Below are 22506 nucleotides of genomic sequence, written 5' to 3' on the forward strand. Positions count from 1 at the left end.
CTGGGGCCCAGCCTGCCACCGGTCGCCGCACACCGCTCGCGGAGCGAGGCCGCCGCGCCGTCAGCGCAAGTAGAGCGCCCGGGCGGGGCACAGCCGCACGGCCAGGTCGACGAGCTCGCGCCCGTCCTCCCCGCCGGCGGTGGCTCGGTCGTCGCCGACGACGGGGTAGCCCCACTCGTCGAGCGTCACTCCGGCCAGCAGCTGCGCGCACACGCCGTGCCCGGTGCAGGCGATCCGATCGACGGCCAGGCGGGGCTCGTGGGCGAGCCCGAGCCGGCGTCGGGTGTGGTCGTCGACGTCGCTCGGAACCTCAACGGTTCGGTCACTGGGCGTGGACATCGGTCCTCCTCGGGGTGGTGCGCAGGTCGGCGGCGTCGCACCGGCCGGCGCGGTGCTGCTCGAGGTGCTCGGCGAAGACGCGCAGGGCCGACCCTGCGAAGCCGGCCACGCCGTCGGGGAAGCGGCACGCGCCGCGTCCCGGGAGCAGGCCCACCCGTGCACGCACGCGGTCGTATGCCGCGTGGTCACCTCCCGCGGCCAGGGCGCGCCAGTCGGTGGCCAGGGCGGGCAGCCCGAACATGCACGGTCCGCACTGGCCGGCGGACTCGCCCGCGGCCCAGGTGAGGCAGCGGTCGACGAAGCCGAGCGGGCAGTCCCGCGGGTCGAGGGCCTCGAGCACGCCGGGCCCGGTGCGGGCACCGACCCGAGCGAGGTCGGCGTCGGACCACCGCAGCCCCGGCACGTCGGCCGCGCGGACGAAGCTGCCGCCGAGCCCGCCGACGAGCACGGCTCCGGAGTCGCCCGAGTCGCCGGGCAGACCGCCGGCGAGGTCGAGCAGGTCGGTGACGCGAGCCCCGGCGGCCGTCTCGACGACGACGCCACGAGCCGACGGCGTGCTGACGGCGACGAGCCTCGGCCCCGGCTGCTCGGGCGTGCCGTACGAGCGGAACCACGTCGCGCCGTGCCGCGAGACCTGCGCGGCGCGCCAGACCGTCTCGGCGTTGAGCACGACCATCGGGCGGATCCGGCGGCCGTCGGAGTCGCGGCCGCCGCGGACGAAGGGCTGGCGCTTCGTCATCGGTCGCGCGAGGCCGCCCTGCGCGAGCGAGACGATCGCCGACTCCTCCGACGAGACGTAGCGCGGCGGCACCACGAGCAGGCGCAGCCCGGCCGAGCGCAGCAGGTGCGCGGTCTCGGAGCCGCGGTGGGCGGCATACGTCACCCTGGCGCCGTCGGCGATCTCGCTGGCGCCGTCGATGAGCTCGCCGAGGCGGTTGGCCACGACCCAGGCGTCCTTGGTCGCACCGAGCTCGCCGTCGCAGGCGTTGACGACGAGCTCGGCGTCGTGGGCGTGGGCGGCGGCGACCTTCGTCGCGGTGCTGAAGCCGGCGCCGCCGCGGCCGGTCAGGCCGGCCTCGGCGAGCAGGGACACGATGGTCATGACCACTCCTGTGCTGCGACGGCGACCCGTCGCCGTTCGTCGTGATGGGTGGAGGTGTAGCGCCAGGCGATGGCGCCGACGCCGACGACCGCGCACGCGATCGTCGTGCCGCGCAGCAGCAGCTCGCCGCTCGTGCCGAGGGCCAGGCCGTGGACGATCGCCATCGGCCACAGGGCGTGCGAGAGCAGGTGCACCCGGCGCCACGTGCGCTCGGCGAGGCGGTGCCGGAGCAGCGAGGTCACGACGACGGCGAGCAGGACGTCGAAGGCGAGGGTCCCGAGGCCCACCCAGAGCGCCTCGTAGCCCGACGTGAAGGGCAGGACCGCCGAGACGAGGTCGATCGACACGTACGTCTCGGCGACTGCCGTCGCGATGTGCGCGAGGAGGAAGACGCTCGTGCCGAGGGAGAGCCAGCGGTGCAGCGCCATGACGACCGTCGCGGAGTCACCGGTCGGTCGACGGCGGCCCGCGGTGACGAGGCCGAGCACGACGACGACGGTGAGCAGCACGATGCTGACGACGCCGGTGGCGCGCGAGACGTACCAGAGCAGCTCGTTCATCAGGCGGCCCTGCGTGCCTCGTCGGGCCACCCCGGCGTCGTGAGGACCCGGCCGTCGCGGGTCTCGAGCCGGGCCGGAACGCCCTGCTGGGCAAGCCATTCCGGTGCATCAGCGCCGAGCACGATGGCTGCCGTGGAGGCGGCGTTGGCCTCGAGGCACGTCGCCGCGGCGCAGGAGACCTGAGCCCAGACCGCGGGCGCGGTGTGGCCGGTGCGGGGGTCGACGATGTGGTGGCGCGGGCCGTCGTCGGTGTCCCAGACCCGCAGCTGCGTCGACGACGTGGCGATCGCCTGGCCGGTGCTCGTCACGACCTGCCGGACGGCGCCAACGGCGTCCTCGACACCGATGGCCCAGCCGTGCTCGGGGAGGTCGCCGGACACGGCGACGTCGCCGCCGAGGTTGACGGCGAAGCCGCCCGGCAGCGACTCGGCGAGGAGGTCGGCGATGCAGTCGGCGGCATACGCCTTCGCGGAGGCGCCGAGGTCGAGGAGCGTGCCGCGGGCGACCGAGACGCGGCGGGCCGAGACGTTGAGGTGCACGGTGTGCCAGCGCGGCACGCCGGCGACGCGCACCTGGTGGAAGCCGGCCCGGCTGCGCACGAGGTCGAGGTCGCCGTCGTAGCCCTCGGCGACGAGCGCCGAGCCCACGGTGGGGTCGACGAGCCCGCCGGTCAGCCGGGCGACGCGCAGCGCCGCCTGGAGGTATGCCGTGAAGACCGGTGACGCGAACGCCTCCGCGGGTGCCCGGCTGGCCCGCGCCGCAAGGAGACTCACCTCGGAGTCGGGCCGGAAGCGGCTGACCGCGCGGTCCACCTCGCGCAGGTGGCGCTGGGCGATCTCGACCGCCTCGGGGAGCACCTCGGGACGCGTGACGAGGACGGCGTTCGACGTGCCGATGGCCCGGAACGTGCCGGTCGCGACCGGCGCTGGCGTCAGGGTGTCCATCACGAGCCGCCCGAGCTCGTCTGTGCCTGGGCGTTGCTGCCGCTCACCGGGGCCACAGCGCTGAAGCCCGAGCTCGAGGCCGAGTCGTCCGAGGAGCCGCTGTCATCCGAGCCCGAGGAGCCGGACGAGCTGGAGGAGCTCGACGTGCTGTCGCTCGACCCGGACGACGTCTGGGTCGCGACGGTCTGGGCGGCGGTGGTCTGCGCGTCGGCGAGGTGGATGCCGATGGCGCCGACGAGGACGGTGGAGGCGGTCATCAGGCCGGCGGTCCAGAGTCGGGCTCGGCGCAGGGCGCGGGGGACGGTGCTCATCGGGACTCCTTCGGTGGGGATGACTCCACCGTCGCGAGCGCCGCTGTGGGGCCGCTGTGCCGGCCCGATGACCTCGGCATGCATCGCCCGGAGCGCGGGTCAGCCGCCGGGACAGTCGATCTCGTGGCCCCTTGGCCACACGGGGTCGACGCCCGAGCCGGACACCTCGAGGTAGCCGCGCTCACCGGTCCAGGTGAGGGAGAACGACCCCGCATCGACGGGTCGGTAGCCGTCGTCCATGCTGTAGCGGCTCACGCGTGGGGCCACGAGACCGTCCGCGGGCAGGGCGAAGACGGCGCCCCGGCCGCCCATGAGGAACGAGTGCTCCTGCACCACGACCCGGCACCCGGCGGCACTCGCCGGCTCGAGCACGACCGCGACCGACGTGCTGTCGAGCGCCCAGGCGAAAGCCGCGACAGCGCCTGCGCCGACGACGAGCAGCCCCACGCCCAACCCTCGGCCCGGACTCCGGCGATGTCCGCCCTCTCCGAGCGGGGAGGCGCCTCGCCGCCGCTCGACGCGGCCGAGCACCCGCGCGAGGACCAGGAGGCCGAGGCCACCCCCGACGAGGCCGGTCGCGGCGTCGCCCACGCTGGTCACGCCGTCGCCGAGGACGAGCACGGCCGGCCGGACGACCGTGCCCACGACGAGCACCAGCGTCGCCGCCAGTAGCGCGATGCCGCCTCGTCGTGCGATGGCCTGCGCCCTGCCCACGCCGAACCCCCCCGTGTCCTCGTCTGATGGTCGAGCCCGAACCTAACCGCCGCGGCGGTGCCGTGACGCCGGCCGCGTGTGCAGATCTCGGGGTCCTGACCCCACGCGATGCACACATTCCGCCGCAGGTCAGAAGGCGGTGACGTCCTCACTGCGCGGATCGCCCGCAACCCGGCTGGACGCATACAGGCCGTCCTTCGCGCGGCGGCGCACGACCGGAATCCGCTTGCCCCGCACCAGGGCGGGCAGGACGCTTGCCACCATGACGCTGCACATCCACAACGTGACCTTCGACTGCACCGACGCCCGCGCCCTCGGCACCTTCTGGGCCGAGCTGCTCGGCTGGAACGTCTACTACGACGACGACCCCGAGGTCGTCGTCGCCGCGTCGTTCCCGAGCACGAGCCTGGGCCTGCTCTTCATCCCCGTGCCCGAGGGCAAGACGGCCAAGAACCGCCAGCACCTCGACCTCACCCCCGATGCAGGCACCCGCGACGAGTGGGTCGAGCGCGCGCTCGCCCTGGGCGCGACCGTCGTCGGCGACCACCGCACGCCCGAGGGCACCGGCTGGGTCACGTTGGCCGACCCCGAGGGCAACGAGTTCTGCATCGAGCGTGGCGCAGCCGAGACGGGGCCGCGACACTCGCGCGCCTTCCGCATCACCACGTGAGCTCAGCCGTCGGCGCTGTGCGCGAGCGCGACGGTCTTGGGCACGACGAGCCGCCAGGCGTCGACGACGATCTCGCGCATCCGGTCCTCGTCGATCGCGTCGAGCCGCACCTCGACCCAGTTGAACCGCAGGTCGGACCGTCGCGGCATGAGGAAGACCTCGGGCTCGCTCGCGACGAGGACGTCGCGCTCCTCCTTGGGGAAGGCGAAGCCCATCTGCGTCTCGTCCGCGGAGAAGGCGAGCCACACGATCCTGCCGACGCGGAACTTCACGCGGTCACGGACGAGCACCTCGTAGGAGCGGGGCAGCTGCTCGGCCACGCGCCGCACGTCCTCGATGGTCACGGGCACCCCTCCAGCCTGCCACGTGCCCGCCTGCGACACACCATCCGAAGCCTCTGGATCCGAGGCAGTGCCGACGTCCGCGGACCCGACCCGGCACCCGCCGAACCCCTTCCGCCCACCCACGTGACGGCATACCCTGCCTCTGTCGCGACCCCGACGGACGTGTGCCGGGCGGGCTGAAACGTCGACTCCACCACGACAAGGAGACGACGTATGCCGTCAGCACCCACCCAGCCCACCATCCCTCAGCGCCTGCTCGCCTTCCTCGACCGCCTCGGCGCCGAGCTCGACCGTCGCGGCGACGCCGTCGCGCTGCTCGGCCTCGGCTCCGTCGGCCGGGACCTGCACCGGCTCGACGAGCACTCCGACGCGGACTTCTTCGTCGTCGTAGACGACGCAGCCGCGCGCGACCGCTACCTCGCCGACATCGACTGGCTCGAGGCCGCGCAGCCGGTCGTGTGGTCGTTCGAGAACAGCGACGCCGGCCGCAAGGCGCTGCTCGAGGACGGCCTTTTCGCCGAGTACGCCGTCTTCTCGCTCGCCGAGATGGAGACCGCTGGCTACCCGCCGGGCCGCCTGCACTGGAGCCGCGCCGACGCGCCCTCCGGCCTCGAGGTGCCGAAAGTGCCTGTGCCGCAACCGCTCCCGATCGAGCACCACGTCGGCGAGGCGATCACGAACCTCTACGTCGGGCTGCACCGCGACCTGCGCGGCGAGCGCCTCACGGCCTCGCGCTTCATCCAGGGGTATGCCGTCGACCGCTGGATCACGATCCTCGGCCACCTCGGGCTCGGTCGCGGCGCGCAGCAGGACGTCTTCATCATCGACCGGGGTGCGGAGCGGCGGTTCGGCCCCGAGCTGCTCCCGCTCGCCGACCTCGTGCCGGGCTACGAGCGCAACGCGCACGCGGCGGCCACCCTGCTCGCCCTGCTCGAGGCGCACGTCGACCTCGACCCGACGATCGTCGCCGCCGTGCGCGACCTCATCGGACGCGCGGCCGCAGACGCTCAGTCGCGGACAGCCGCGTCGGGGGACAGCTCGAGCTCGTAGACGAGCAGCGTGAGGGTGTCGATGGGTGACCAGTCGCGCTCGGGGGCGCGGGTGAAGCCGAACCGCTCGTAGACGCGGTGCGCGGCGTGCATCATCGGCTGCGTCGAGAGCACGACGCGCTTGCGCCCGAGAGCTCTCGCGCGGTCGATGCACTCGCGGACGAGCGCCGTGCCGACGCCACGACCGCGGCCGTCGGGCGCGACGGCGAGCGTGCGGAACTCCGCCTCACCCTCGCGGGCGACGTCGGCGAACGGCCCCGGGCCGGGCACGAAGGCGACCCCGCCGAGCACCGTGCCGGACGCGTCGGCAGCGACGAGCACCTCGGCATGCTCGGCCCGACGCGCGACGTCCCGCAGCACCTCGAGGTAGGGGTCGTCGGCGCCGAAGTCGAGCAGCCCGTCGTCGAGGTAGGCGGCTGCCGTCAGCTCACCGAGCCGCTCGTGGTCCTCCGGCCGCGCCGGGCGGATCGTGAAACCGTCCATGCGCGCAGTCTCCCGCACCGTCGCGGCGTCTCCCGCCGCCTCGCCCCCGGCGTCACCTCCCATGGGATCGGCAGGCGACGTTCAGGCGGTTCGCAGACACCGTACCTACGTTCCGAGACGGCCCGAGTGGGTCGTCTCGGGGCGAACAGGGAGAGGGGCACCATGCGTACACATTCCAGACGCAGGCGGACATCGGTAGGGATCGGCCTCACGGCGACGGCCCTCGCGCTCGGGACGAGCCTCGTCGCCGGCTCGGCCACGGCGACCGCCGCCGGGACCGACAAGAGCGACATCGTCTACACCGTCCACCCGCTGACGAAGCAGTACTCGACCGGCACCCACCCGGGCGCCCTGCCGGCGCCGTCGCAGTGCATCGCGCGCATCGGACTCGCCTGCTACACACCGGCGCTCATCCGCAAGGCGTACGACATCCCGGCCGGCTGGACCGGCAAGGGCCAGCGCATCGTCATCGTCGACGCCTACGGCAGCCCGACGGTGCGCCAGGACCTCGACGTCTTCAGCCAGACCTTCGGCCTGCCCAAGGCCGACCTCAACGTGTACTACCCCGGAGGCGCACCCCAGACGAGCACGGCCCACAAGGGCCAGCCGCTCGGCTGGGCCGGTGAGACGAGCCTCGACGTCCAGTGGGCGCACGCCATCGCGCCGGACGCGACGATCAACCTCGTCGTGGCACCGAACAACTACGGCAACGCCCTCAACGTGGCCGTGAAGTACGCCGTCGACCACGACCTCGGCGACGTCCTGTCGATGAGCTACGGCGCCGACGAGGCCGCGATCAAGGGCAAGGGCAACAACCTGCAGCTGCAGCAGTCGCACGCGAACTTCGCGGCGGCGGCGGCCAAGGGGATCTCGCTCTTCGCTTCGTCCGGTGACGACGGCGCCTCGAACGGCGGCCCGGCCCTCGCGGCCGGCTACCCGGCGTCCGACCCGCTCGTCACGGCGGTCGGCGGCACCAACCTCTTCGCGAGCGACACCGGCGCCTACGAGGGCGAGACGGTGTGGGGCGACCAGGCGTCGTGCGCCGTGCACGAGCCGTTCGGCTGCACCCTCGGCCCGATCGGTGCGACGGGTGGCGCCCCGAGCACGATCTTCCCGGCGCCCGCCTACCAGGCAGCCGTCAACGGCAACCCGATGCGCACGACGTCGGACGTGTCCTACAACGCGTCGGTCTACACCTCGGTCTTCGTCTACGTCGGCTTCAACGCCAACCCCGACGACAACGGCTTCTACTTCTACGGCGGCACGAGCTCGGGCTCGCCGCAGTGGGCTGCGATCGGCGCCCTCGCCGACCAGCAGGCGGGCCACCGCCTCGGCCAGCTCAACCCGGCGCTCTACGCGATCGGGGCGGGTGCCACGCACGCACTCGCCTTCCACGACGTCACCTCGGGCAACAACGCCTGGGACGGACCGGGCCTCGACGCCAAGGCCGGCTACGACGACCCGACGGGCCTCGGCTCACCGGACGTCTCCAACCTCGTGGGCCAGCTCGTCCACTGACGCCCATCACCGACGGCGTATGCCGTGACGTGGCCACCCAGCACCTCGCTGGGTGGCCACGCCGTCGTCCACAAGCAGTGAGCACCGGTATGCGGCTTGTGCCGGTCTTGCGGAGTTCTTGCCGCTCTGCGCCCCGGTCCCTTGCACGGCGCCGGGCAGAGTTCACGACATGAACTCGGTGACCCTCGACGACGCGGCCTCGCTGCTGGCCGCCTGGCCCCTCGTGCTCCTCGCGCTCGTCATCGGCTCGCTCGTCGGCACGGCCTTCGTGCGGGCCGGGCGTCCGACCGCCGTCGCCGGTGCCGGGCGGGCTGCGGCCGAGGCCGGCCGCTCCTGCCGGTCGGCGGGGCACCACTACCTCAAGGACGCCGCCGGCTGGTGCTGCTCGCACTGCGGTGACGAGATCGTCCACCCCGGCCACTCGGCCCACTCGGCCCACCCGAACCGCAGCCGCGAGGCCGTCGCCGTCTGACGTGCCGTCTGGCTCGTCGCTCGACCCGTCGCGCCGGCCCGAGGGACGGCGTAGCGTCGGAGACGTGACCGAGCAGCAGCGCTACGAGGTGGTGCGGCGCCACCCGCAGTTCGAGCTGCGGCGCTACGCCCCGCACCTCGTGGCCGAGGTCGTCGTGACCGGCTCCTTCGAGGACGCGGGCAACCGGGCCTTCCGCACCCTCCTCGGCTACATCACCGGGCAGAACCGCTCCGCGACGAAGGTCGCCATGACCGCGCCCGTCATCCAGAGCGACTCGACGACGATGGCGATGACCGAGCCCGTGCAGCAGACCCGCACGCCCGAGGGGTCGTATGCCGTGGCATTCGTCCTGCCCGCGTCGATCACGCTCGAGGACGCCCCCGTGCCGACGAGTCCGGAGGTCCGGCTGCGCGAGCGACCCGCCACCCTCGGTGCGGCGCGGCGCTACGGCGGCCGGTGGACGGAGTCCTCCTTCGAGGAGCACCGCAAGGCGTTGGACGCGGCGGTCCGGGAGGCGGGACTGACCCCGGTGGGCGCGCCGCGGTGGGCCCGCTTCGACCCGCCCTTCATGCCGTGGTTCCTGCGCCGCAACGAAGTCGTGCAGGACGTCGTCGACCCGACGGTCCCGGAGACCGACGACTAGCAAGGTCGAGCCGAGCGAAAGGACGCCCAAGGCGAGCCGGGCGAGCCGGCCGAACCGGGCGAGCCCGACGAGGAGCGTCAGGCGGCGAGACGCCAGGCCAGCACGCCGAAGAGGACGCCGAGCGCGTTGGTCGCCCAGTGCATGCCGACGCTGGCGAAGAGGCTGCCGCTGCGGCGGCGCAGCTCGCCCGCGAGGACGCCACCGAGGGCTGTGAACAGCACGGTGCCGCCGACGACGGCGACCTTGGCGAAGGGGCCGAGGCCCGCGACCGCCGAGCCGATGGCGGCGTTGCCGGTGGCGGAGGCCATGGCCGGGAAGACGTGCCACAGTCCGAAGAGGAGCGAGGACCCGACGAGGACCTGCCACATGCGGGCGTGCCGGGACAGGAAGCCCCACAGCACGGAGCGGAAGGCGACCTCCTCGAGCAGGATCGTGCCGATGGGGATCATCACGAACGCCGTGAGCAGGGCGCCGGCCGGCGGCAGGTGGTAGCGCACGTCGAGGAAGGCGGTGCGCGTCGAGGGCAGCAGGATGCCTACGAGGTAGACGGCCCCGACGACCGCGATGACGCCGAGGCCCCACCGGATGCCGCGTGCGTGCGTGTGCCGGGCGAGACCGAGCTGGTGCCAGGTCAGGCCCTGCCACCGCGCGAAGGCGAGGAGGGTGACGGCCCCGAGCGGGCCGAGCCACATGGTGTCCCAGCCGAGCACGTGGTTGGCGACGTTGAGCCCGACGAGCGCGAAGACGACTGCCACCGTGGCCGCCAGTCGAGCGCGTCGACCGCGGGCGATGAGGGCCAGACGGTGTCGCCGCACCGGGTCGTGCAGCGTGTCGTGCGGGTCGGCGGCCGGCACGGGGACGCCGCCGGGTGTTGGCTCGACGGCGACGGCAGCAGGGCGCAGGACAGGGAGGCTCATCCCCTCCATTTTCACAGGTCAACCTGTGGAACGACTGTGCTCCGGGCGCAACGTGACCACGTTCACCACGCCGGTCACTCGGGTCACAGGAGTCAGCGGCGACGCTCGACGAGGCCCCTGACGTACTCCGCCTGGCCGAGGTGCTTGGCCGCGTCGTCGAGCACCGACACGATGCGGACCGCAACGGTGACGGGCGGGTCCCAGTGCGCGTCGATCACCCGGTCGTAGCCCTCGGTGTCGAGGCCCTGCACGAGCGCGGCCGTGCGGTCGTGGACGGCCGCGTGGTAGTCGCCGAAGAGGCCGGGATCGGCGACGGTGAACCGGCCGACGTCCTTCGAGGTCATGCTCCAGCCGTGCGCGTCGGGCGGGTAGGGCAGCCCGAAGCGGTCCACCCAGCCGTCGCCGAGCCATGCGGACTGCTCACCGGCCAGGTGCGCCACCTGGTCGTCCTGCTGGCGGGCGAGGTGCCAGACGAGCCAGGCGATGTGGTTCGCGTCGGCGTCGGGTCGCCACAGCAGCTCGTCGACGGAGAGCCCGTCGACGACCTCCGGCACCCCGTCCCGGATGCGCCCGAAGCCGTCGAGCAGAAGGTCCCGTGCCGTGTCCGTCATCGCGTCGTCCATCTGCCCAGCATGCACCTCGGGCCTGGCCCACGGCGGCGAAGCACCCGGCCGGCTGATGACACGGCACTCGAATCCGATTCGTGCACAAGCGTCCCCGGACGAAACGGACGTTTCGCGCGGCATGTATCTGAGCGCCGCCACAGCGCTCTTACCCCTCGCGCCCACCACACACACGCAATGACGCAGGGTGCCTTGACCCAGGAGAAGCGCATGACCCTCAACCTCACCCCCACCGCCCGACGGGCCACGAGCCTCGCCGGACTCTGCGACGGTGCGGTCCACCTCCCCGGCGACCCCGGCTACGACGCGGCACGCCTGCCGTGGAACGTCGCGCTCGACCAGCGCCCCGCCGCCGTCGCCCTGCCCACCACCGTGGCGCACGTCCAGGAGGTCGTCCGCGCCGCCGCGGCCGCCGGCCTGCGCGTCGCGCCCCAGAGCACCGGGCACAACGCCGGTCCGCTCGTCGACCACGGCCTCGACGACGTCGTCCTCGTGCGCACCGAGCGGATGCGCGGCGTCACCGTCGACGCGACCCGCCGCATCGCCCGCGTCGAGGGCGGCGCGCTCTGGATCGACGCGACCGAGCCTGCCGCGGACCACGGTCTCGCGGCGCTGCACGGCAGCTCGCCCGACGTCGGCATCGCCGGCTACAGCCTCGGCGGCGGGATCGGCTGGTACGCCCGCAAGCTCGGGCTCGCCTCCAACAGCCTCACGGCCGTCGAGCTCGTCACCGCCGACGGCGAGCACGCGCGCGCCGACGCGACGCAGAACGTCGAGCTCTTCTGGGCGCTGCGCGGTGGCGGTGGCAACTTCGGGGTCGTCACGGCCCTCGAGTTCCGCCTCTACCCGATCGAGACGGCGTATGCCGGCATGCTCGTCTGGGACCGCGACCAGGCCGAGCGCGTGCTGCGCCGCTGGGCCGACTGGGCTCCGGAGGCCCCGGACTCCGTCACGACGGCGTTCCGCTTCCTCAACCTGCCGCCGCTGCCGATGATCCCCGAGCCGTTGCGCGGCCGGTCGCTCGTCGTCATCGACGGGGCGGTGCTCGGCTGCGACGCCGAGGCGCGCGGGGTCCTCAGCCTGCTGCGCGGCCTCGGGCCCGAGATCGACACGTTCGACCGCGTGCCCGCCCGCACCCTGACCCGTCTGCACATGGACCCGGAGGGCCCCTCGCCCGCCGTCTCGGACGGGACCCTGCTCGGCGAGCTCGGTGACGCGGCCATCGACACGATCCTCGAGCAGGTCGGGCCCGGCTCCACCTCGTCGCTGCTCTCGGCCGAGCTGCGGCAGCTCGGGGGCGCGCTCGGCCGGGCACCCGAGGGCCACGGTGCCCTCGCGACGATCGACGCGGCATACGCAGGCTTCGCTGTCGCGATCGCGGCCACCCCGGAGATGGCGATGCAGGGGCAGCTCGACGCCCACCAGTTCACGGCGGCGCTCGAGCCGTGGTCGACGGGCCGCAGCTACCTCAACTTCGCCGAGAACGCGGTCGACGCCCGCACGGGCTACACCGAGTCGGCGTGGCTGCAGCTCAAGGGCATCCGGTCGGCCTACGACCCGGACGACCGCTTCCTCGCCAACCACCGCGTGCCGCGCCTCTTCGAGGACGGCAAGGTCACCGCCTGACCCGGCGGACCCTGTTCGAGGTGATCCCGGCACCGACGACGGTGCCGGGATCACCTCGATCCCGAGGCGTGGGTGAGAATCAGGGCATGACACATCCCGGCTACGACGTCGACCGGATCCGGTGGCACTTCCCGGCCCTGCGCGAGGGCGCCGCGCACTTCGACGGACCCGGCGGGTCCCAGGTGCCCGACACCGTCGCGACCGCCGTCGTCGAGACCCTGACCTCGGCCATCTCGAACCGCGGCACGGTGACACCGGCCGAGCGTCGCGCCGACCGCATCGTCGTCGAGGCCCGAGCGGCGATGGGCGACCTGCTCGCCATGGACCCGCGCGGCATCGTCTTCGGGCGGTCCGCGACCGAGCTGACCTTCCACCTGGCCCGCACCCTGTCCAAGGACTGGGGCCCGGGCGACGAGGTCGTCGTCAGCCGCCTCGACCACGACGCCAACATCCGCCCCTGGGTGCTGGCGGCCGAGGCCGTCGGCGCCACCGTGCGCGGGGCCGACTTCGACCCGGCGACCGGCGAGCTGGCCCCGGAGGCGTTCGCGGCCGTCGTCACGGACCACACCCGGCTCGTCGCCGTGACCGCCGCCAGCAACCTCATCGGCACGCGCCCCGACCTCCCGGCCATCGCCGAGATCGCCCACGCCGCAGGGGCGCTCGTCTGGGTCGACGGCGTGCATGCGACGGCCCACGTGCTCACCGACGTGCCGGCGAGCGGCGCCGACTTCTGGGTGTGCTCGCCCTACAAGTTTCTCGGCCCCCACCTCGGCGTGCTCGCGGCCTCACCCGAGCTGCTCGAGTCGCTGCACCCCGACAAGCTCGTCCCGTCGTCCGACGCCGTCCCCGAGCGGTATGAGCTCGGGACGCTGCCCTACGAGCTGCTCGCGGGCACGACCGCAGCCGTCGACTTCCTCGCCGACCTCGCCCTGACCGACCCCTCGCTCCCACGCCGCGAGCGCCTCGTCGCCTCCTTCGCCGCGCTCGAGGAGCACGAGGACGGCCTGCTCGCCACGCTGGAGGAGCGGCTGCGCGCGATCCCCGGCCTCACGGCATACAGCACCGCGAAGCACCGGACGCCGACCCTGCTCGTCACCGTCGAGGGACGCGACCCGCAGGAGCTGCGCGCGGCCCTCGCGGAGCGCGGCGTCAACGCGCCGGCCGGCCACTTCTACGCCTGGGACTGCAGCCACCATCTCGGGCTGGGCGCTACCGGCGGTCTGCGGATGGGCCTCGCGCCCTACACGAACGCCGACGACATCGACCGGCTGGCCACCGGCCTCGAGGAGATCTGCGGGGGCGAGCGGTGAGCCGCCCGGTGCCGCTGCCGGCCGGTCCCGGCCAGGAGTCCGTCTGGGACTACCCGCGGCCGCCCGCCGTCGACCCGAGCGGCGAGCTCGTCGAGGTCCACCTCGGCGGGGAGGTCGTGGCGCGCACCCGGTCGGCGCTGCGGGTGCTGGAGACGAGCCACCCGCCGACGTACTACCTGCCCCTCGACGCCTTCGTCGACGGCGCGCTCGTGCCCGTCGAGGGCAGCACCGTGTGCGAGTGGAAGGGTCGCGCGGCCTACTACGACCTCGTCGGTGGCGGCCGGCGCGCGGCCCGCGCCGCGTGGACCTATCCCGAGCCCGTGCCGACGTATGCCGTCCTGGCCGGTCACGTCGCCGTCATGCCCGGGCTCGTCGACGGCTGCTTCGTCGACGGCGAGCAGGTGCGCGCGCAGGACGGCGGCTTCTACGGCGGGTGGATCACCGACCGGGTGGTCGGGCCGTTCAAGGGCGGGCCCGGCTCCTGGGGCTGGTGACGCCAACCCCGAATCGAGTGCCCACTTGCCGACGCCGACCCCTGGTCGAGTGCCCACTTCGCGACACCCACGTCTCAACGAGTGCCCATTCCGACGCCATTCGGCGCCCCGTTTGGTCGAATGCCGTCTTTCCGACGTCGGGAACTGAGCACCGATGTGCAGGGCGCGTCGGGAACTGAGCACTCGACGAGGTAGGACCGTCGAGAAGTGGGCACTCGACGAGGCAGGGGCTTGAGCGGGTCAGCGCGGGACCGGCTCGATGCGCGCCTCGACGACCTCGCCGTCGCGCAGGTCGAGCAGCGCGACGGTGCCGACCGGCTGTCGCCGCTTGTCGGTCGGCGACCCCGGGTTGAGGATGCGCAGCCCGTCGCCGGTCTGATCGAGCGGGATGTGCGAGTGGCCGAAGACGACGAGGTCGGCGGTCGGGAAGCGCCGTCGCAGGCGTGCGGTGCGCCCCTGCTTGGCCCCGCTGTCGTGGACCATCCCGATGCGCACGCCCTCGAGCTCGATCTCGAGCGTCTCCAGGGCACCCCAGGCAGCGACCTCGGGCACGTCGTTGTTGCCCATCACCACGTGCACGGGCGCGTGGCCGGCGAGCAGGTCGAGCACGTCGGGCGTGCACACGTCGCCGGCGTGCAGGATGACGTCGGCCGCGTCGAGGTGCGGCAGCAGCGCGGGCGGGCAGGCCTTCCAGTGCCGCGGCGCGTGGGTGTCCGACAGGACGAGGACCCTCACGACGTCGCCTCGACGGCTGCGGCCGACGCGGCCGATGGGACCGATGGGACCGCCGGCCACGGCGGCAGCAACGGCTCGAGCGCGCGCAGCTGGTCGCGTGTCACGAACGAGGGGTTGGCCATGAACGGCTGTCGCTGCACCTCGAGGCTGTCGATGCCGACGGACCGCAGCTCGGCGTCCTCCACGGGCTCTTCGAGCAGCTCGACGTCGACCCGGACGCGCACCCGCACGGTGCCGGCGTCGGCGGCGGTGCGCCAGTGCACCTGCGACGACTCCGTCCAGGGCTCGACCTCGGACACCGTGTGCCCGAGTCCCCAGATCCCGCGATAGAGGCCCTCACGGCCGTCGCCCGAGACCCAGAAGAGCGCCTTGTCCCCAGGGGCGAGCAGACGAGTCCGGTAGCTGGGGTGGACGGCCCACGACGTCAGCCTCCGCTCACCCGTGTCGAGCAGGCCTCTCAGGTCCCACAGCGCCGGGTTGCACTTGAGCACCCACGCCCCGAGACGCTCCCGGTCGACGGCCCTGCCGTTGCGCACGCCTGTTGCCATGCCCGCTCCCTACCCGCTCCCTACCCGCGGACGCGCTCGAGCACCTCGCGGACGGTGGCCTCGACGAGCGCCACCTTGTAGCCCGTCTCGGGCAGCGGGTTGGCGCCCTGCGCGGCCGACGCCGCGGCCCGCGCCACCGTGTCGTCGTCCAGCGTCGACCCGGTGAGCAGGGCCTCGACCGCGGCGAGCCGCAGGGGGACCGGGGCCACCCCGCCGATCGCCACGCCGCACGACGTGACCGTGCCGGCGTCGTCACGGACCACCCGGACGACCGCCTCGACCAGCGGCCACTCGGCCTCGAAGCGGCTGATCGAGCGGAAGTAGGCCGCCTGCTCGCCCGGCGCCGGCGGTGGCAGCACGACCCGGGTCAGCACCTCGTCGTCGGCGAGCAGGTGGTCGCGGGTCGGGTCGGAGCCGTCTCCGAGGACCTCACCCACCGCGAGACCGTCACGCTGCGTCGTGTCGACGGTGGCGGCATACGTCAGCAGGGCCATCGCGAGGGACGACGGGTGCGGGTGCACGCACGGCGCCGTGTCGAAGACGTTGCCGTAGAGGTGCCGACCGTCGCGCGCCGGGCAGGAGTCGCCGCCGGACTTGAAGCACGACGTGTGCGGGTGGCGGAAGTACCAGCAGCGGGTGCGCTGGAGCAGGTTGCCGCCGATGGTCGCCGCGGTGCGGACCTGGGGCGTCGCGAGGCCACCTGCCGTGAGGGCGAGCGCCGGGTAGTCGCCGGCAAGGTCGCGCGCCAGGGCCGCGACGGTCACGCCGGCGCCGAGGGTGGTGCCGTCGTCGGTGCGCTCGACCGCGGCGAAGCCGGGCACACCCGTGAGGTCGAGGATGTGGGGCGTGGCACCGGTGGTGCGCAGGCGCTCCTGGAGGTCGGTGCCGCCGGCGCGGTAGGCGAACTCGCCCGTACCGTCGGGCCCGTCGAGCCCGTCGAGCCCGTCGGGCCGCTGGTCGTATGCCGTGAGGATCGTGACGCTCATCGCGCACCCCCTGCCCGCAGCCCCTCGAGCAGCCGGTCGGGTCGCACGGGAAGGGTGAGCGGGCGCCAGCCGGTGGCGTTGAAGATGGCGTTGCCGACCGACGCAGCGGGGCTGATCGTCGCGACCTCGCCGAGCCCGACGCCACCGCCGGGCACGCGGTCCCAGCCGTCCTCGTGGAAGTGGATGTCGATCTCCGGGGTGTCGCCGAGCTGCGGGATGCGGTAGTCCTCGAGGTTGGCCGTCAGGGTCAGTCCGGTGTGCGGGTCGAGCACCTGGTTCTCGTAGAGCGCGAGGCCGATGCCCTGGATGACCGAGCCCTCGCACTGGCTGCGGGCGAGGACGGGGGCGTGGATGCGGCCGACGGCGATGCCGCCGTGGACGCGGAGCACTCGGGTCTTCCCGGTGCGGGTGTCGACCTCGACCTCGCTGACGTGCACGGCTGCCGAGAAGCCGCGGCCGACCTGGATGCCGCCCATCGTCACGGGCACGGCGCGCATGCCGCGGTCGCCGCCGCGCTTGGCCGTGGCCGAGACCCCGTCGGGGGCGCCGGCGAGATCGGTGCCGATGCGGGCGCGCAGGCTCGTGGCGGCGTCGACGGCGGTCGACCACAGCGAGACCGTCGTGCGGCTGCCACCCGAGGCTGGCCCGTGGGTCGCGCCGCTGTTCGCGAGCCCGAGCCGCACGTCCACCGCGGTCGGCTCGACGTCGAACACGCCGGCGACGGCCCGTGCGAGCACCGTGCGGCTGCCGGTCCCCATGTCCTGGACCGCGGTCGACACGACGAGGCGCCCCGCCTCGACCCGGACGACGACCTCGCAGTCGGGGTCGACGAAGTACATCCAGTTGCCCGCCGCGACACCGACGCCGCGACGGTAGCGGCCGGTCTGGCTGCCCGTCGCCGGGCGGCCCTGCCACGTCGGGAGCGCCGACGCCCAGCGGTAGAGCGCCTGCCGCTTGGGGTTGCCGTCCCACTGCGCGCGCAGCTCGATGGGGTCGCGGCCGAAGCGGTGCGCGGTCTCGTCGACGGTCTGCTCGAGCGCCCACGCGATGGTCGGGCCGCCGGGGCCGCGGAACGGCGCACCGGGCGGGGCGTTCGTGACGACGTCGACGTCACGGGCCAGGCGCGGCGTGCGGTCGTAGAGGAACATCGCGAGCGCCGCGACGCTGTTGCCGACGGCGATGCCGGCGTGGCTGTCGGTGTCGACGGTGAGCGCCCGCACGGCCTGGGTGTCGTCGTCGACGAGCAGGGACACCCGGGAGCGGCTGCCGGGGCGGTTGCCCGTGCCGGTCAGCTCCTCGTGCCGGTCGAGGACGAGTCGCACGGGACGACGGCTCAGACGGCTCAGCGAGATGGCGGCGACGGCCTCCATCGTCAGGCCGAGCTTGGCGCCGAAGCCGCCGCCGACGTGCTCGGCCACGACCTCGACGTGCGTCGGGTCGAGGTCGAAGTGGTCGGCGATCTCGAGGCGCATCGCTGCGACGCCCTGGGTGCTGAGCCACACCCGGAGGTACTGCGGGTCGCTCCAGTCGGCGACGCACGCGTGCGGCTCGAAGGCGGTGTGCAGCTGCGCCGCCGTGTGGAACTCGAGCTCGACCAGGCCCTTGCGCCCCTCGGAGCGCGCCGACCGGATGCGGCGCTTGGCGAGGGTGCCGAGGAACGGGGCGCGCGACGGCCCGTGGACGTTGCCGTCCCACGGCGCCGGCATCGGCGCGCCCTCGCTCGCCGTCGGCGCCTCCTTGCGGTCGGCCTTGGTGGCGTAGACGAGCGGCGCCCCGGGACGCGCGGCCTCGTCGGGGTCGATGACGAACGGCTCCGGCGTGAACGGCACCGCCAGCTCACGGGCGAGACGTCGCGCCTCGGCCTGCGTCTCGGCGGCCACGACGGCGATCGGCTGCCCGGCCCACCGGACGCGGCGGTCCTCGCCCAGCACGTCGATGCCGAGGACGCCGTCCGGGAAGGTGATCGGACCGACGACCCCCGCAGCGTGGTCCGACCGGCGGATCGCGGCGTGGAGCATCCCCGGCCGCACGACGTCGGTCGTGTAGACCGCGGCGCCCGTGACCTTGGCCGGCGCCTCCACGCGCTCGACGCGCTCGACGTGCTCGCCGCTGCCCCCGGCAGCGTCGTGCTCGCCCCGGCACGCGGCGGCCACCGCCCGGTAGATCCCCTCGTAGGCGCCGCACCGGCACAGGTGCCCCGCGAGCGCCTCGGCGACGGCCTGCCGGTCGGGCTCGTCGGTGCCGTGCTCGGCGCGCCACCGGTCGTGGAAGGCGACGGCGTCGACGACGAAGCCCGGCGTGCAGTAGCCGCACTGGAGCCCGTCGTGGTGGGCGAACGCGCGCTGCACCGGGTGCAGGTCGTCCCCGCCACCATCATCGCCACCACGACGCGCGATGCCCTCGACCGTCGTGACGCTCGCGTCGCGCAACCGCGTCGCCGGCGTCAGGCAGCCGAGCACCGGCTCGCCGTCGACGAGCATCGTGCAGGCGCCGCAGACCCCGCTGCCGCAGACGAGCTTCGTGCCGGTCAGGCCGAGCCCGTCGCGCACGAGGTCCACCGCCGACTCCGTGCCGTCGACCTCGACGACCCGCGTCTCGTCGTTGACCGTGGTGGTGAGCTCCATGAGGACTCCTGCGGTTGCGTCTGGGTCTCGACGAGACGGTGCTCACGACGCTACCTCCGCGACCACCTCCGGCGCGATGATGGTGTCGAGGGCTCGACGACTCGACACGAGGAGACGGTCATGCGCATCGCGGTGCTCGGCACGGGCGGGATCGGCGGCTACTTCGGCGGGAGGCTCGCTGCGGCAGGGCACGACGTCACGTTCCTGGCCCGCGGCGCGCACCTCGAGGCGATCCGCGCCCACGGCCTCGTCGTCACGAGCGTGGCCGGCGACTTCACGGTGCAGCCGGCGCAGGCCACCGACGACATCGCCTCGATCGGCGGGGCGGGTCCCGTCGACGTCGTGCTGCTCGCGGTCAAGACGTGGCAGCTCCCCCCGGTGCTGGCGGCGCTGCCGGCCCTCGTCGGCCCGGGCACGGCGGTGATCACGACGCAGAACGGCGTCGAGGCGCCCGACCAGGTCGCCGACGCCGTCGGGCGCGCGGCCGTGCTGCCCGGCATCGCCAAGCTCTTCGTCCACATCGAGGACCCCGGCCGCATCACCCACGTGGGCGGGCCCGGGTCGCTCGTGGTCGACGAGTGGTCGGCCACGCCGGGCGCTCCCTCCGACCGGGTCACCCGGTTGCGCCAGGCGATCGTCGACTCCGGAGCCGCGTCGCCGGTGCCCGAGGACATCTGGGCCGAGCTGTGGTCGAAGATGCTCTTCGTCGTGCCGTTCGGCAGCCTCGGAGCCGCCCTCGACGCCACGATCGGCGAGCTGCGGTCCAAGCCGTCCAGCCGTGCGCTCCTCGAGGACGCGATGCGCGAGGTGGAGGCACTGGCCCGGGCACGCGGCATACGCCTGCCGGATCGCGTCGTCGCGGGCACGATGGCGTTCGTCGACGACCAGCCCGCCGACGGGACGACCACCCTGCAGCGCGACCTGCTCGAGGGCCGGCCCTCCGAGCTCGACGCGTGGACGGGCGCGGTCGTGCGCCTCGCGAGCGAGTCGCGCGTGGACGTGCCGCTGCACCGGCTGCTCCTCGAGGTGCTCACCGCGCGCCACCCCGGGGCCCTGCTGGGCTGAGCACACCGACGGCGTATGCCGCGTGCCCGCCTCCGCGTCGACGCGTCGGTCAGAGGTCGGGCCGGCACACCCCGCGGCCGAGGATCGCGAGCCCGCGACGGTCACCGTCGGAGGGGCCGGCGCCCGTGCCACCCGTCTCGGACATCAGCTGCGTCGCGTCGGAGACGTGGTTGAGGCCGAGCACGTGGCCGATCTCGTGCTCGACGACGGCCCGGGCGGAGTCACGACGGCCCGCCGCGAGCAGGTCGTCCATGGCGGCGCGGTCGAGCCAGACCGACCCGGTGACGTAGACGAGCACGCCGTCGCCCGCTGCGCGCGGTGTGCTGCCGCCGAGCCCGACGGTGCCGCCCGCGAGCCGGGGGATCTGCTCCGGCGTCGCGAAGGAGACGTAGACCGGCGCCCACCGGTCGCCGTAGCGGTCCGGCTGGTAGGGGTCACGCTCGGGCGTCGGGGGCTCGTCGGTGAGCCCGTCGTCGACGAACCGCAGGCCGCTGGCCGCCGACATCGTCGCGACCGCCTCGCGCACGAGGGCGTCGCCGCCGGGAGGCAGCCCGACCGTGCTCGTCGTGAAGTGGATCGGGCGGCACGGGTCGTAGGCCACCGGGTCGGCGCCGTTGCCCTGCATCCGCATGAACGTGTAGCCCCCGTGGCCGCCCGGCATCGACGGCGGCGCACCGAGCGGCGCACGGGCCGCGCCGATGCCGGCCGGCGGCGCGTCGGCGCCGAGACCGTGCCGCGAGTCGAAGGGCCGCACCTGCCACAGCCAGACCGAGACCGCCACGACGACGGCGAGGACCGCCACGGCCCGCCCCAGGGACAGACCCGCCCACGAGAGAGGCGCACGGGTGGCCCGGTGCCGGCCGGGTACGCGAACGAGGGACCCCTGACGCATGTCCTGCATCGTGCCGTGAACCGCCTGTCCTGTCGCATCGAGTCCGTCGCCCGTGCGGGACCGACCCGTGACGTACCCAGCGCGCGTGCGTCGCCCACACGGTCGTCGGCTAGGTTCAGCGTCCGTGGACTGGTTCGAGGCGGTACGCGACCGGGTGGTCCCGGCGACCGGCGACGTCGCGCTGACGGCGCCTCGCCTGCTCATCGTCCTGGGCGTCGCCCTGGTCCTCGTCGCCGTCGAGCCGCTGTGGCGGGTCGTGCGCCTCGCCGTAACCCTCGTGCACGAGCTCGGACACGCCGTCGTCGGCGTCCTCGTCGGTCGACAGTTCACCGGCTTCGTCCTGCGCGGCGACATGTCCGGTCACGCCGTGACGCGCGGCCCCGTCCGTGGGGCCGGCCGCGTCGCCTCGACGTGGGCGGGCTACCCGATGCCGGCCCTGCTCGGCGCCGCCGTGGTGTGGGCCGCCGGACGCGGCTGGGCCGCTCCCGTCATCACGGCCGGGCTCGCCGTCCTGCTCTTCGCCCTCGTCCGGGTGCGGTCGGCGCTGACCGTCGTCGTCATGGTCGTCTCGATCGCCGCCTCGGCCGCCCTGTGGTGGTGGCGCGACGACGCGCTTCAGACGCAGGTGCTCGTCGGCTTCGGGGTCGTGCTGCTCGTCGGGGCGTGGCGCCACCTGTCCGCGGTGCTCCGCGACCGCAGCCGCGGGAGCGACCCCGGTGTCCTCGCCTCACTGACCCGCGTGCCGCGCGGGCTGTGGAACCTCTCCTTCTTCGTCGTCTGCGCGCTCGCGACCTGGGTGGTCGGCGCCGAGGTCGTCGCGACCCTCCGCTGAACGCCGGGCCGGCCTCGGCCCGGCGGGTTCAGTTGAGGCTGAACGGCGGCAACGGGGCGCGAGCCACGGCGCCGAGCGCGGAGGCGAACTCACGCTCGCGCCGGACGAGCTGCAGGCCCAGGCGCAGACGCGACTCCGTGTCGCTGCTCGAGAGGAGGCGCTGGCGATCGGCCACGTCGAGGCTCACGGTGTCGGGCACGGCATACGCCAGCGAGCGGTCGTCGGCAGGGAACTCGGGCACCTGGCCCGTGGCGTCGGCGAACGCGGTCAGCTCGGCGCGCAGCCGGGCGGCGAGGTCGAGGACCGTCGCCGGGTCACCGTCGGGCTCGGTCAGCCACGTGACGCGCGCCGTCGTGTAGGGCGTGTCGGCCGACTCGTCGATGGCGTCGAGGCGGAAGCGGTCGGTGCCCTCGGAGACGACGAGGAAGCGCTCACCCTCGAGGGCGGCGGCCTGGGTCAGCAGCGCGCCACAGCCGACCGGGTGGAGGGCGCGCACGCCGTCCTCGCCGACCTCGAAACCCTCACGGATGGCGACGACGCCGAAGACCGGCGAGCGCTCGTCCTGGCCGTCGAGCAGGTCTCTCAGCAGCTGGACGTAGCGCGGCTCGAAGATCTGCAGCGGCAGCCGCCCACCGGGCATGAGCACGGTGCCGAGCGGGAACAGCGGCAGGATCGCCATACGACCAGCCTAGGTCGCAACCGCGA

General features: G+C 73.9%; 28 protein-coding genes. 11 read left to right on the plus strand and 17 right to left on the minus strand.

The window, feature by feature from the left end; genetic code table 11:
• Positions 1 to 60: 60 nt before the first annotated feature.
• The 6 genes from IEY30_RS04510 to IEY30_RS04535 form a co-directional block, all read right to left on the minus strand.
• Positions 61 to 339 carry a ferredoxin gene (locus IEY30_RS04510; protein ID WP_052358491.1) on the minus strand — a complete coding sequence of 93 codons (279 nt, stop codon included), beginning with the start codon at positions 337 to 339 and terminating at the stop codon, positions 61 to 63.
• The gene (locus IEY30_RS04515) at positions 323 to 1441 is read right to left on the minus strand and encodes an NADH-ubiquinone oxidoreductase-F iron-sulfur binding region domain-containing protein (RefSeq protein WP_030197362.1); all 1119 of its coding nucleotides are present in this window, start codon (positions 1439 to 1441) and stop codon (positions 323 to 325) included. Before IEY30_RS04515 ends, IEY30_RS04510 begins: the two co-directional genes overlap by 17 nt.
• Positions 1438 to 2001: a ferric reductase-like transmembrane domain-containing protein gene (locus tag IEY30_RS04520; RefSeq protein ID WP_030197365.1), complete on the minus strand. Its 564-nt coding sequence runs from the start codon at positions 1999 to 2001 to the stop codon at positions 1438 to 1440. The genes IEY30_RS04515 and IEY30_RS04520 overlap by 4 nt, the downstream gene beginning before the upstream one ends.
• On the minus strand, positions 2001 to 2945 hold the full coding sequence (locus IEY30_RS04525) for an FAD:protein FMN transferase (RefSeq protein WP_030197368.1): 945 nt from the start codon (positions 2943 to 2945) through the stop codon (positions 2001 to 2003). Before IEY30_RS04525 ends, IEY30_RS04520 begins: the two co-directional genes overlap by 1 nt.
• Positions 2945 to 3256 (minus strand): hypothetical protein, encoded by a 312-nt coding sequence (locus IEY30_RS04530; RefSeq protein WP_030197371.1) that lies wholly within the window; start codon positions 3254 to 3256, stop codon positions 2945 to 2947. The genes IEY30_RS04525 and IEY30_RS04530 overlap by 1 nt, the downstream gene beginning before the upstream one ends.
• Positions 3257 to 3355: 99 nt before the next feature.
• The gene (locus IEY30_RS04535) at positions 3356 to 3703 is read right to left on the minus strand and encodes a hypothetical protein (protein WP_030197374.1); all 348 of its coding nucleotides are present in this window, start codon (positions 3701 to 3703) and stop codon (positions 3356 to 3358) included.
• 27 nt (positions 3704 to 3730) lie between these two features.
• Here IEY30_RS04535 and IEY30_RS04540 point away from each other — a divergent pair, with 27 nt between their 5' ends.
• Positions 3731 to 3928: a hypothetical protein gene (locus IEY30_RS04540; protein WP_030197377.1), complete on the plus strand. Its 198-nt coding sequence runs from the start codon at positions 3731 to 3733 to the stop codon at positions 3926 to 3928.
• Positions 3929 to 4099: 171 nt separating this feature from the next.
• On the opposite strand, the gene IEY30_RS22105 is transcribed toward IEY30_RS04540, so the two are convergent.
• The gene (locus IEY30_RS22105) at positions 4100 to 4234 is read right to left on the minus strand and encodes a hypothetical protein (protein ID WP_268240965.1); all 135 of its coding nucleotides are present in this window, start codon (positions 4232 to 4234) and stop codon (positions 4100 to 4102) included.
• On the opposite strand from IEY30_RS22105, the gene IEY30_RS04545 reads away from it, so the two are divergent.
• The gene (locus IEY30_RS04545; RefSeq protein ID WP_043416688.1) at positions 4233 to 4640 is read left to right on the plus strand and encodes a VOC family protein; all 408 of its coding nucleotides are present in this window, start codon (positions 4233 to 4235) and stop codon (positions 4638 to 4640) included. The two genes, IEY30_RS22105 and IEY30_RS04545, sit on opposite strands and share 2 nt — an antisense overlap.
• 2 nt (positions 4641 to 4642) lie before the next feature.
• Here the strand turns inward: IEY30_RS04545 and IEY30_RS04550 are convergent, their stop codons facing one another.
• On the minus strand, positions 4643 to 4984 hold the full coding sequence (locus IEY30_RS04550) for an MmcQ/YjbR family DNA-binding protein (RefSeq protein ID WP_229674841.1): 342 nt from the start codon (positions 4982 to 4984) through the stop codon (positions 4643 to 4645).
• Positions 4985 to 5197: 213 nt separating this feature from the next.
• Here IEY30_RS04550 and IEY30_RS04555 point away from each other — a divergent pair, with 213 nt between their 5' ends.
• Positions 5198 to 6034, plus strand: coding sequence for a hypothetical protein (locus tag IEY30_RS04555; RefSeq protein ID WP_043416689.1), 837 nt, complete (start codon positions 5198 to 5200; stop codon positions 6032 to 6034).
• On the opposite strand, the gene IEY30_RS04560 is transcribed toward IEY30_RS04555, so the two are convergent.
• Entirely contained in the window at positions 5992 to 6516 is a 525-nt protein-coding gene (locus IEY30_RS04560) for a GNAT family N-acetyltransferase (protein ID WP_030197388.1), read from the minus strand. The genes IEY30_RS04555 and IEY30_RS04560 overlap by 43 nt on opposite strands.
• A 162-nt stretch (positions 6517 to 6678) precedes the next feature.
• On the opposite strand from IEY30_RS04560, the gene IEY30_RS04565 reads away from it, so the two are divergent.
• The 3 genes from IEY30_RS04565 (at position 6679) to IEY30_RS04575 (ending at position 9149) form a co-directional block, all read left to right on the plus strand.
• Complete coding sequence (locus tag IEY30_RS04565; protein ID WP_030197392.1) at positions 6679 to 8034, plus strand: S53 family peptidase; 1356 nt, start codon at positions 6679 to 6681, stop codon at positions 8032 to 8034.
• Between the two features lie 169 nt (positions 8035 to 8203).
• Positions 8204 to 8506 carry a hypothetical protein gene (locus tag IEY30_RS04570; RefSeq protein WP_030197395.1) on the plus strand — a complete coding sequence of 101 codons (303 nt, stop codon included), beginning with the start codon at positions 8204 to 8206 and terminating at the stop codon, positions 8504 to 8506.
• Between the two features lie 64 nt (positions 8507 to 8570).
• Complete coding sequence (locus IEY30_RS04575) at positions 8571 to 9149, plus strand: SOUL family heme-binding protein (RefSeq protein ID WP_030197397.1); 579 nt, start codon at positions 8571 to 8573, stop codon at positions 9147 to 9149.
• A 77-nt stretch (positions 9150 to 9226) separates the two neighbouring features.
• On the opposite strand, the gene IEY30_RS04580 is transcribed toward IEY30_RS04575, so the two are convergent.
• Together IEY30_RS04580 and IEY30_RS04585 are read right to left on the minus strand one after the other, a co-directional pair.
• Positions 9227 to 10066, minus strand: coding sequence for a CPBP family intramembrane glutamic endopeptidase (locus IEY30_RS04580; protein WP_229674842.1), 840 nt, complete (start codon positions 10064 to 10066; stop codon positions 9227 to 9229).
• A gap of 92 nt (positions 10067 to 10158) precedes the next feature.
• The gene (locus IEY30_RS04585) at positions 10159 to 10689 is read right to left on the minus strand and encodes a mycothiol transferase (protein ID WP_081920454.1); all 531 of its coding nucleotides are present in this window, start codon (positions 10687 to 10689) and stop codon (positions 10159 to 10161) included.
• Positions 10690 to 10899: 210 nt separating this feature from the next.
• Between IEY30_RS04585 and IEY30_RS04590 the strand changes: the two genes are divergently transcribed.
• From IEY30_RS04590 to IEY30_RS04600, 3 genes are all read left to right on the plus strand, one after another.
• Positions 10900 to 12315 carry an FAD-binding oxidoreductase gene (locus IEY30_RS04590; RefSeq protein ID WP_030197417.1) on the plus strand — a complete coding sequence of 472 codons (1416 nt, stop codon included), beginning with the start codon at positions 10900 to 10902 and terminating at the stop codon, positions 12313 to 12315.
• A gap of 86 nt (positions 12316 to 12401) precedes the next feature.
• Entirely contained in the window at positions 12402 to 13625 is a 1224-nt protein-coding gene (locus tag IEY30_RS04595) for a cysteine desulfurase-like protein (RefSeq protein WP_030197420.1), read from the plus strand.
• On the plus strand, positions 13622 to 14119 hold the full coding sequence (locus IEY30_RS04600; protein WP_030197423.1) for a DUF427 domain-containing protein: 498 nt from the start codon (positions 13622 to 13624) through the stop codon (positions 14117 to 14119). Before IEY30_RS04595 ends, IEY30_RS04600 begins: the two co-directional genes overlap by 4 nt.
• A 240-nt stretch (positions 14120 to 14359) precedes the next feature.
• Here the strand turns inward: IEY30_RS04600 and IEY30_RS04605 are convergent, their stop codons facing one another.
• From IEY30_RS04605 to IEY30_RS04620, 4 genes are read right to left on the minus strand one after another with little or no spacing between them, the layout of a single operon-like run.
• On the minus strand, positions 14360 to 14854 hold the full coding sequence (locus IEY30_RS04605; protein ID WP_030197426.1) for a metallophosphoesterase family protein: 495 nt from the start codon (positions 14852 to 14854) through the stop codon (positions 14360 to 14362).
• The gene (locus tag IEY30_RS04610) at positions 14851 to 15402 is read right to left on the minus strand and encodes an EVE domain-containing protein (RefSeq protein WP_081920455.1); all 552 of its coding nucleotides are present in this window, start codon (positions 15400 to 15402) and stop codon (positions 14851 to 14853) included. The genes IEY30_RS04605 and IEY30_RS04610 overlap by 4 nt, the downstream gene beginning before the upstream one ends.
• Before the next feature lie 20 nt (positions 15403 to 15422).
• Entirely contained in the window at positions 15423 to 16388 is a 966-nt protein-coding gene (locus tag IEY30_RS04615; RefSeq protein ID WP_030197431.1) for an FAD binding domain-containing protein, read from the minus strand.
• On the minus strand, positions 16385 to 19012 hold the full coding sequence (locus tag IEY30_RS04620; RefSeq protein ID WP_052358493.1) for a molybdopterin-dependent oxidoreductase: 2628 nt from the start codon (positions 19010 to 19012) through the stop codon (positions 16385 to 16387). The genes IEY30_RS04615 and IEY30_RS04620 overlap by 4 nt, the downstream gene beginning before the upstream one ends.
• Before the next feature lie 120 nt (positions 19013 to 19132).
• On the opposite strand from IEY30_RS04620, the gene IEY30_RS04625 reads away from it, so the two are divergent.
• Positions 19133 to 20077: a 2-dehydropantoate 2-reductase gene (locus IEY30_RS04625; protein WP_030197436.1), complete on the plus strand. Its 945-nt coding sequence runs from the start codon at positions 19133 to 19135 to the stop codon at positions 20075 to 20077.
• Between the two features lie 49 nt (positions 20078 to 20126).
• Here IEY30_RS04625 and IEY30_RS04630 read toward each other — a convergent pair whose 3' ends face one another.
• Positions 20127 to 20969 (minus strand): matrixin family metalloprotease, encoded by an 843-nt coding sequence (locus IEY30_RS04630; RefSeq protein WP_156035237.1) that lies wholly within the window; start codon positions 20967 to 20969, stop codon positions 20127 to 20129.
• A gap of 124 nt (positions 20970 to 21093) precedes the next feature.
• Between IEY30_RS04630 and IEY30_RS04635 the strand changes: the two genes are divergently transcribed.
• Complete coding sequence (locus tag IEY30_RS04635) at positions 21094 to 21801, plus strand: M50 family metallopeptidase (RefSeq protein WP_030197443.1); 708 nt, start codon at positions 21094 to 21096, stop codon at positions 21799 to 21801.
• Positions 21802 to 21829: 28 nt separating this feature from the next.
• Here the strand turns inward: IEY30_RS04635 and IEY30_RS04640 are convergent, their stop codons facing one another.
• Positions 21830 to 22480, minus strand: coding sequence for an LON peptidase substrate-binding domain-containing protein (locus IEY30_RS04640; protein ID WP_030197446.1), 651 nt, complete (start codon positions 22478 to 22480; stop codon positions 21830 to 21832).
• Between the last annotated feature and the right edge of the window lie 26 nt (positions 22481 to 22506).

This window comes from Terrabacter tumescens (assembly GCF_014646815.1).
GTDB lineage: Bacteria > Actinomycetota > Actinomycetes > Actinomycetales > Dermatophilaceae > Terrabacter > Terrabacter tumescens.

Bases quoted from the DNA above. Each gene is read 5' to 3' on its own strand.
- IEY30_RS04510 (WP_052358491.1), bottom strand. From the start codon at position 339: ATGTCCACGCCCAGTGACCGAACCGTTGAGGTTCCGAGCGACGTCGAC.
- IEY30_RS04515 (WP_030197362.1), bottom strand. From the start codon at position 1,441: ATGACCATCGTGTCCCTGCTCGCCGAGGCCGGCCTGACCGGCCGCGGC.
- IEY30_RS04520 (WP_030197365.1), bottom strand. From the start codon at position 2,001: ATGAACGAGCTGCTCTGGTACGTCTCGCGCGCCACCGGCGTCGTCAGC.
- IEY30_RS04525 (WP_030197368.1), bottom strand. From the start codon at position 2,945: ATGGACACCCTGACGCCAGCGCCGGTCGCGACCGGCACGTTCCGGGCC.
- IEY30_RS04530 (WP_030197371.1), bottom strand. From the start codon at position 3,256: ATGAGCACCGTCCCCCGCGCCCTGCGCCGAGCCCGACTCTGGACCGCC.
- IEY30_RS04540 (WP_030197377.1), top strand. From the start codon at position 3,731: ATGTCCGCCCTCTCCGAGCGGGGAGGCGCCTCGCCGCCGCTCGACGCG.
- IEY30_RS04545 (WP_043416688.1), top strand. From the start codon at position 4,233: ATGACGCTGCACATCCACAACGTGACCTTCGACTGCACCGACGCCCGC.
- IEY30_RS22105 (WP_268240965.1), bottom strand. From the start codon at position 4,234: ATGGTGGCAAGCGTCCTGCCCGCCCTGGTGCGGGGCAAGCGGATTCCG.
- IEY30_RS04555 (WP_043416689.1), top strand. From the start codon at position 5,198: ATGCCGTCAGCACCCACCCAGCCCACCATCCCTCAGCGCCTGCTCGCC.
- IEY30_RS04560 (WP_030197388.1), bottom strand. From the start codon at position 6,516: ATGGACGGTTTCACGATCCGCCCGGCGCGGCCGGAGGACCACGAGCGG.
- IEY30_RS04565 (WP_030197392.1), top strand. From the start codon at position 6,679: ATGCGTACACATTCCAGACGCAGGCGGACATCGGTAGGGATCGGCCTC.
- IEY30_RS04570 (WP_030197395.1), top strand. From the start codon at position 8,204: ATGAACTCGGTGACCCTCGACGACGCGGCCTCGCTGCTGGCCGCCTGG.
- IEY30_RS04580 (WP_229674842.1), bottom strand. From the start codon at position 10,066: ATGAGCCTCCCTGTCCTGCGCCCTGCTGCCGTCGCCGTCGAGCCAACA.
- IEY30_RS04585 (WP_081920454.1), bottom strand. From the start codon at position 10,689: ATGGACGACGCGATGACGGACACGGCACGGGACCTTCTGCTCGACGGC.
- IEY30_RS04590 (WP_030197417.1), top strand. From the start codon at position 10,900: ATGACCCTCAACCTCACCCCCACCGCCCGACGGGCCACGAGCCTCGCC.
- IEY30_RS04595 (WP_030197420.1), top strand. From the start codon at position 12,402: ATGACACATCCCGGCTACGACGTCGACCGGATCCGGTGGCACTTCCCG.
- IEY30_RS04610 (WP_081920455.1), bottom strand. From the start codon at position 15,402: ATGGCAACAGGCGTGCGCAACGGCAGGGCCGTCGACCGGGAGCGTCTC.
- IEY30_RS04615 (WP_030197431.1), bottom strand. From the start codon at position 16,388: ATGAGCGTCACGATCCTCACGGCATACGACCAGCGGCCCGACGGGCTC.
- IEY30_RS04620 (WP_052358493.1), bottom strand. From the start codon at position 19,012: ATGGAGCTCACCACCACGGTCAACGACGAGACGCGGGTCGTCGAGGTC.
- IEY30_RS04625 (WP_030197436.1), top strand. From the start codon at position 19,133: ATGCGCATCGCGGTGCTCGGCACGGGCGGGATCGGCGGCTACTTCGGC.
- IEY30_RS04630 (WP_156035237.1), bottom strand. From the start codon at position 20,969: ATGCGTCAGGGGTCCCTCGTTCGCGTACCCGGCCGGCACCGGGCCACC.
- IEY30_RS04640 (WP_030197446.1), bottom strand. From the start codon at position 22,480: ATGGCGATCCTGCCGCTGTTCCCGCTCGGCACCGTGCTCATGCCCGGT.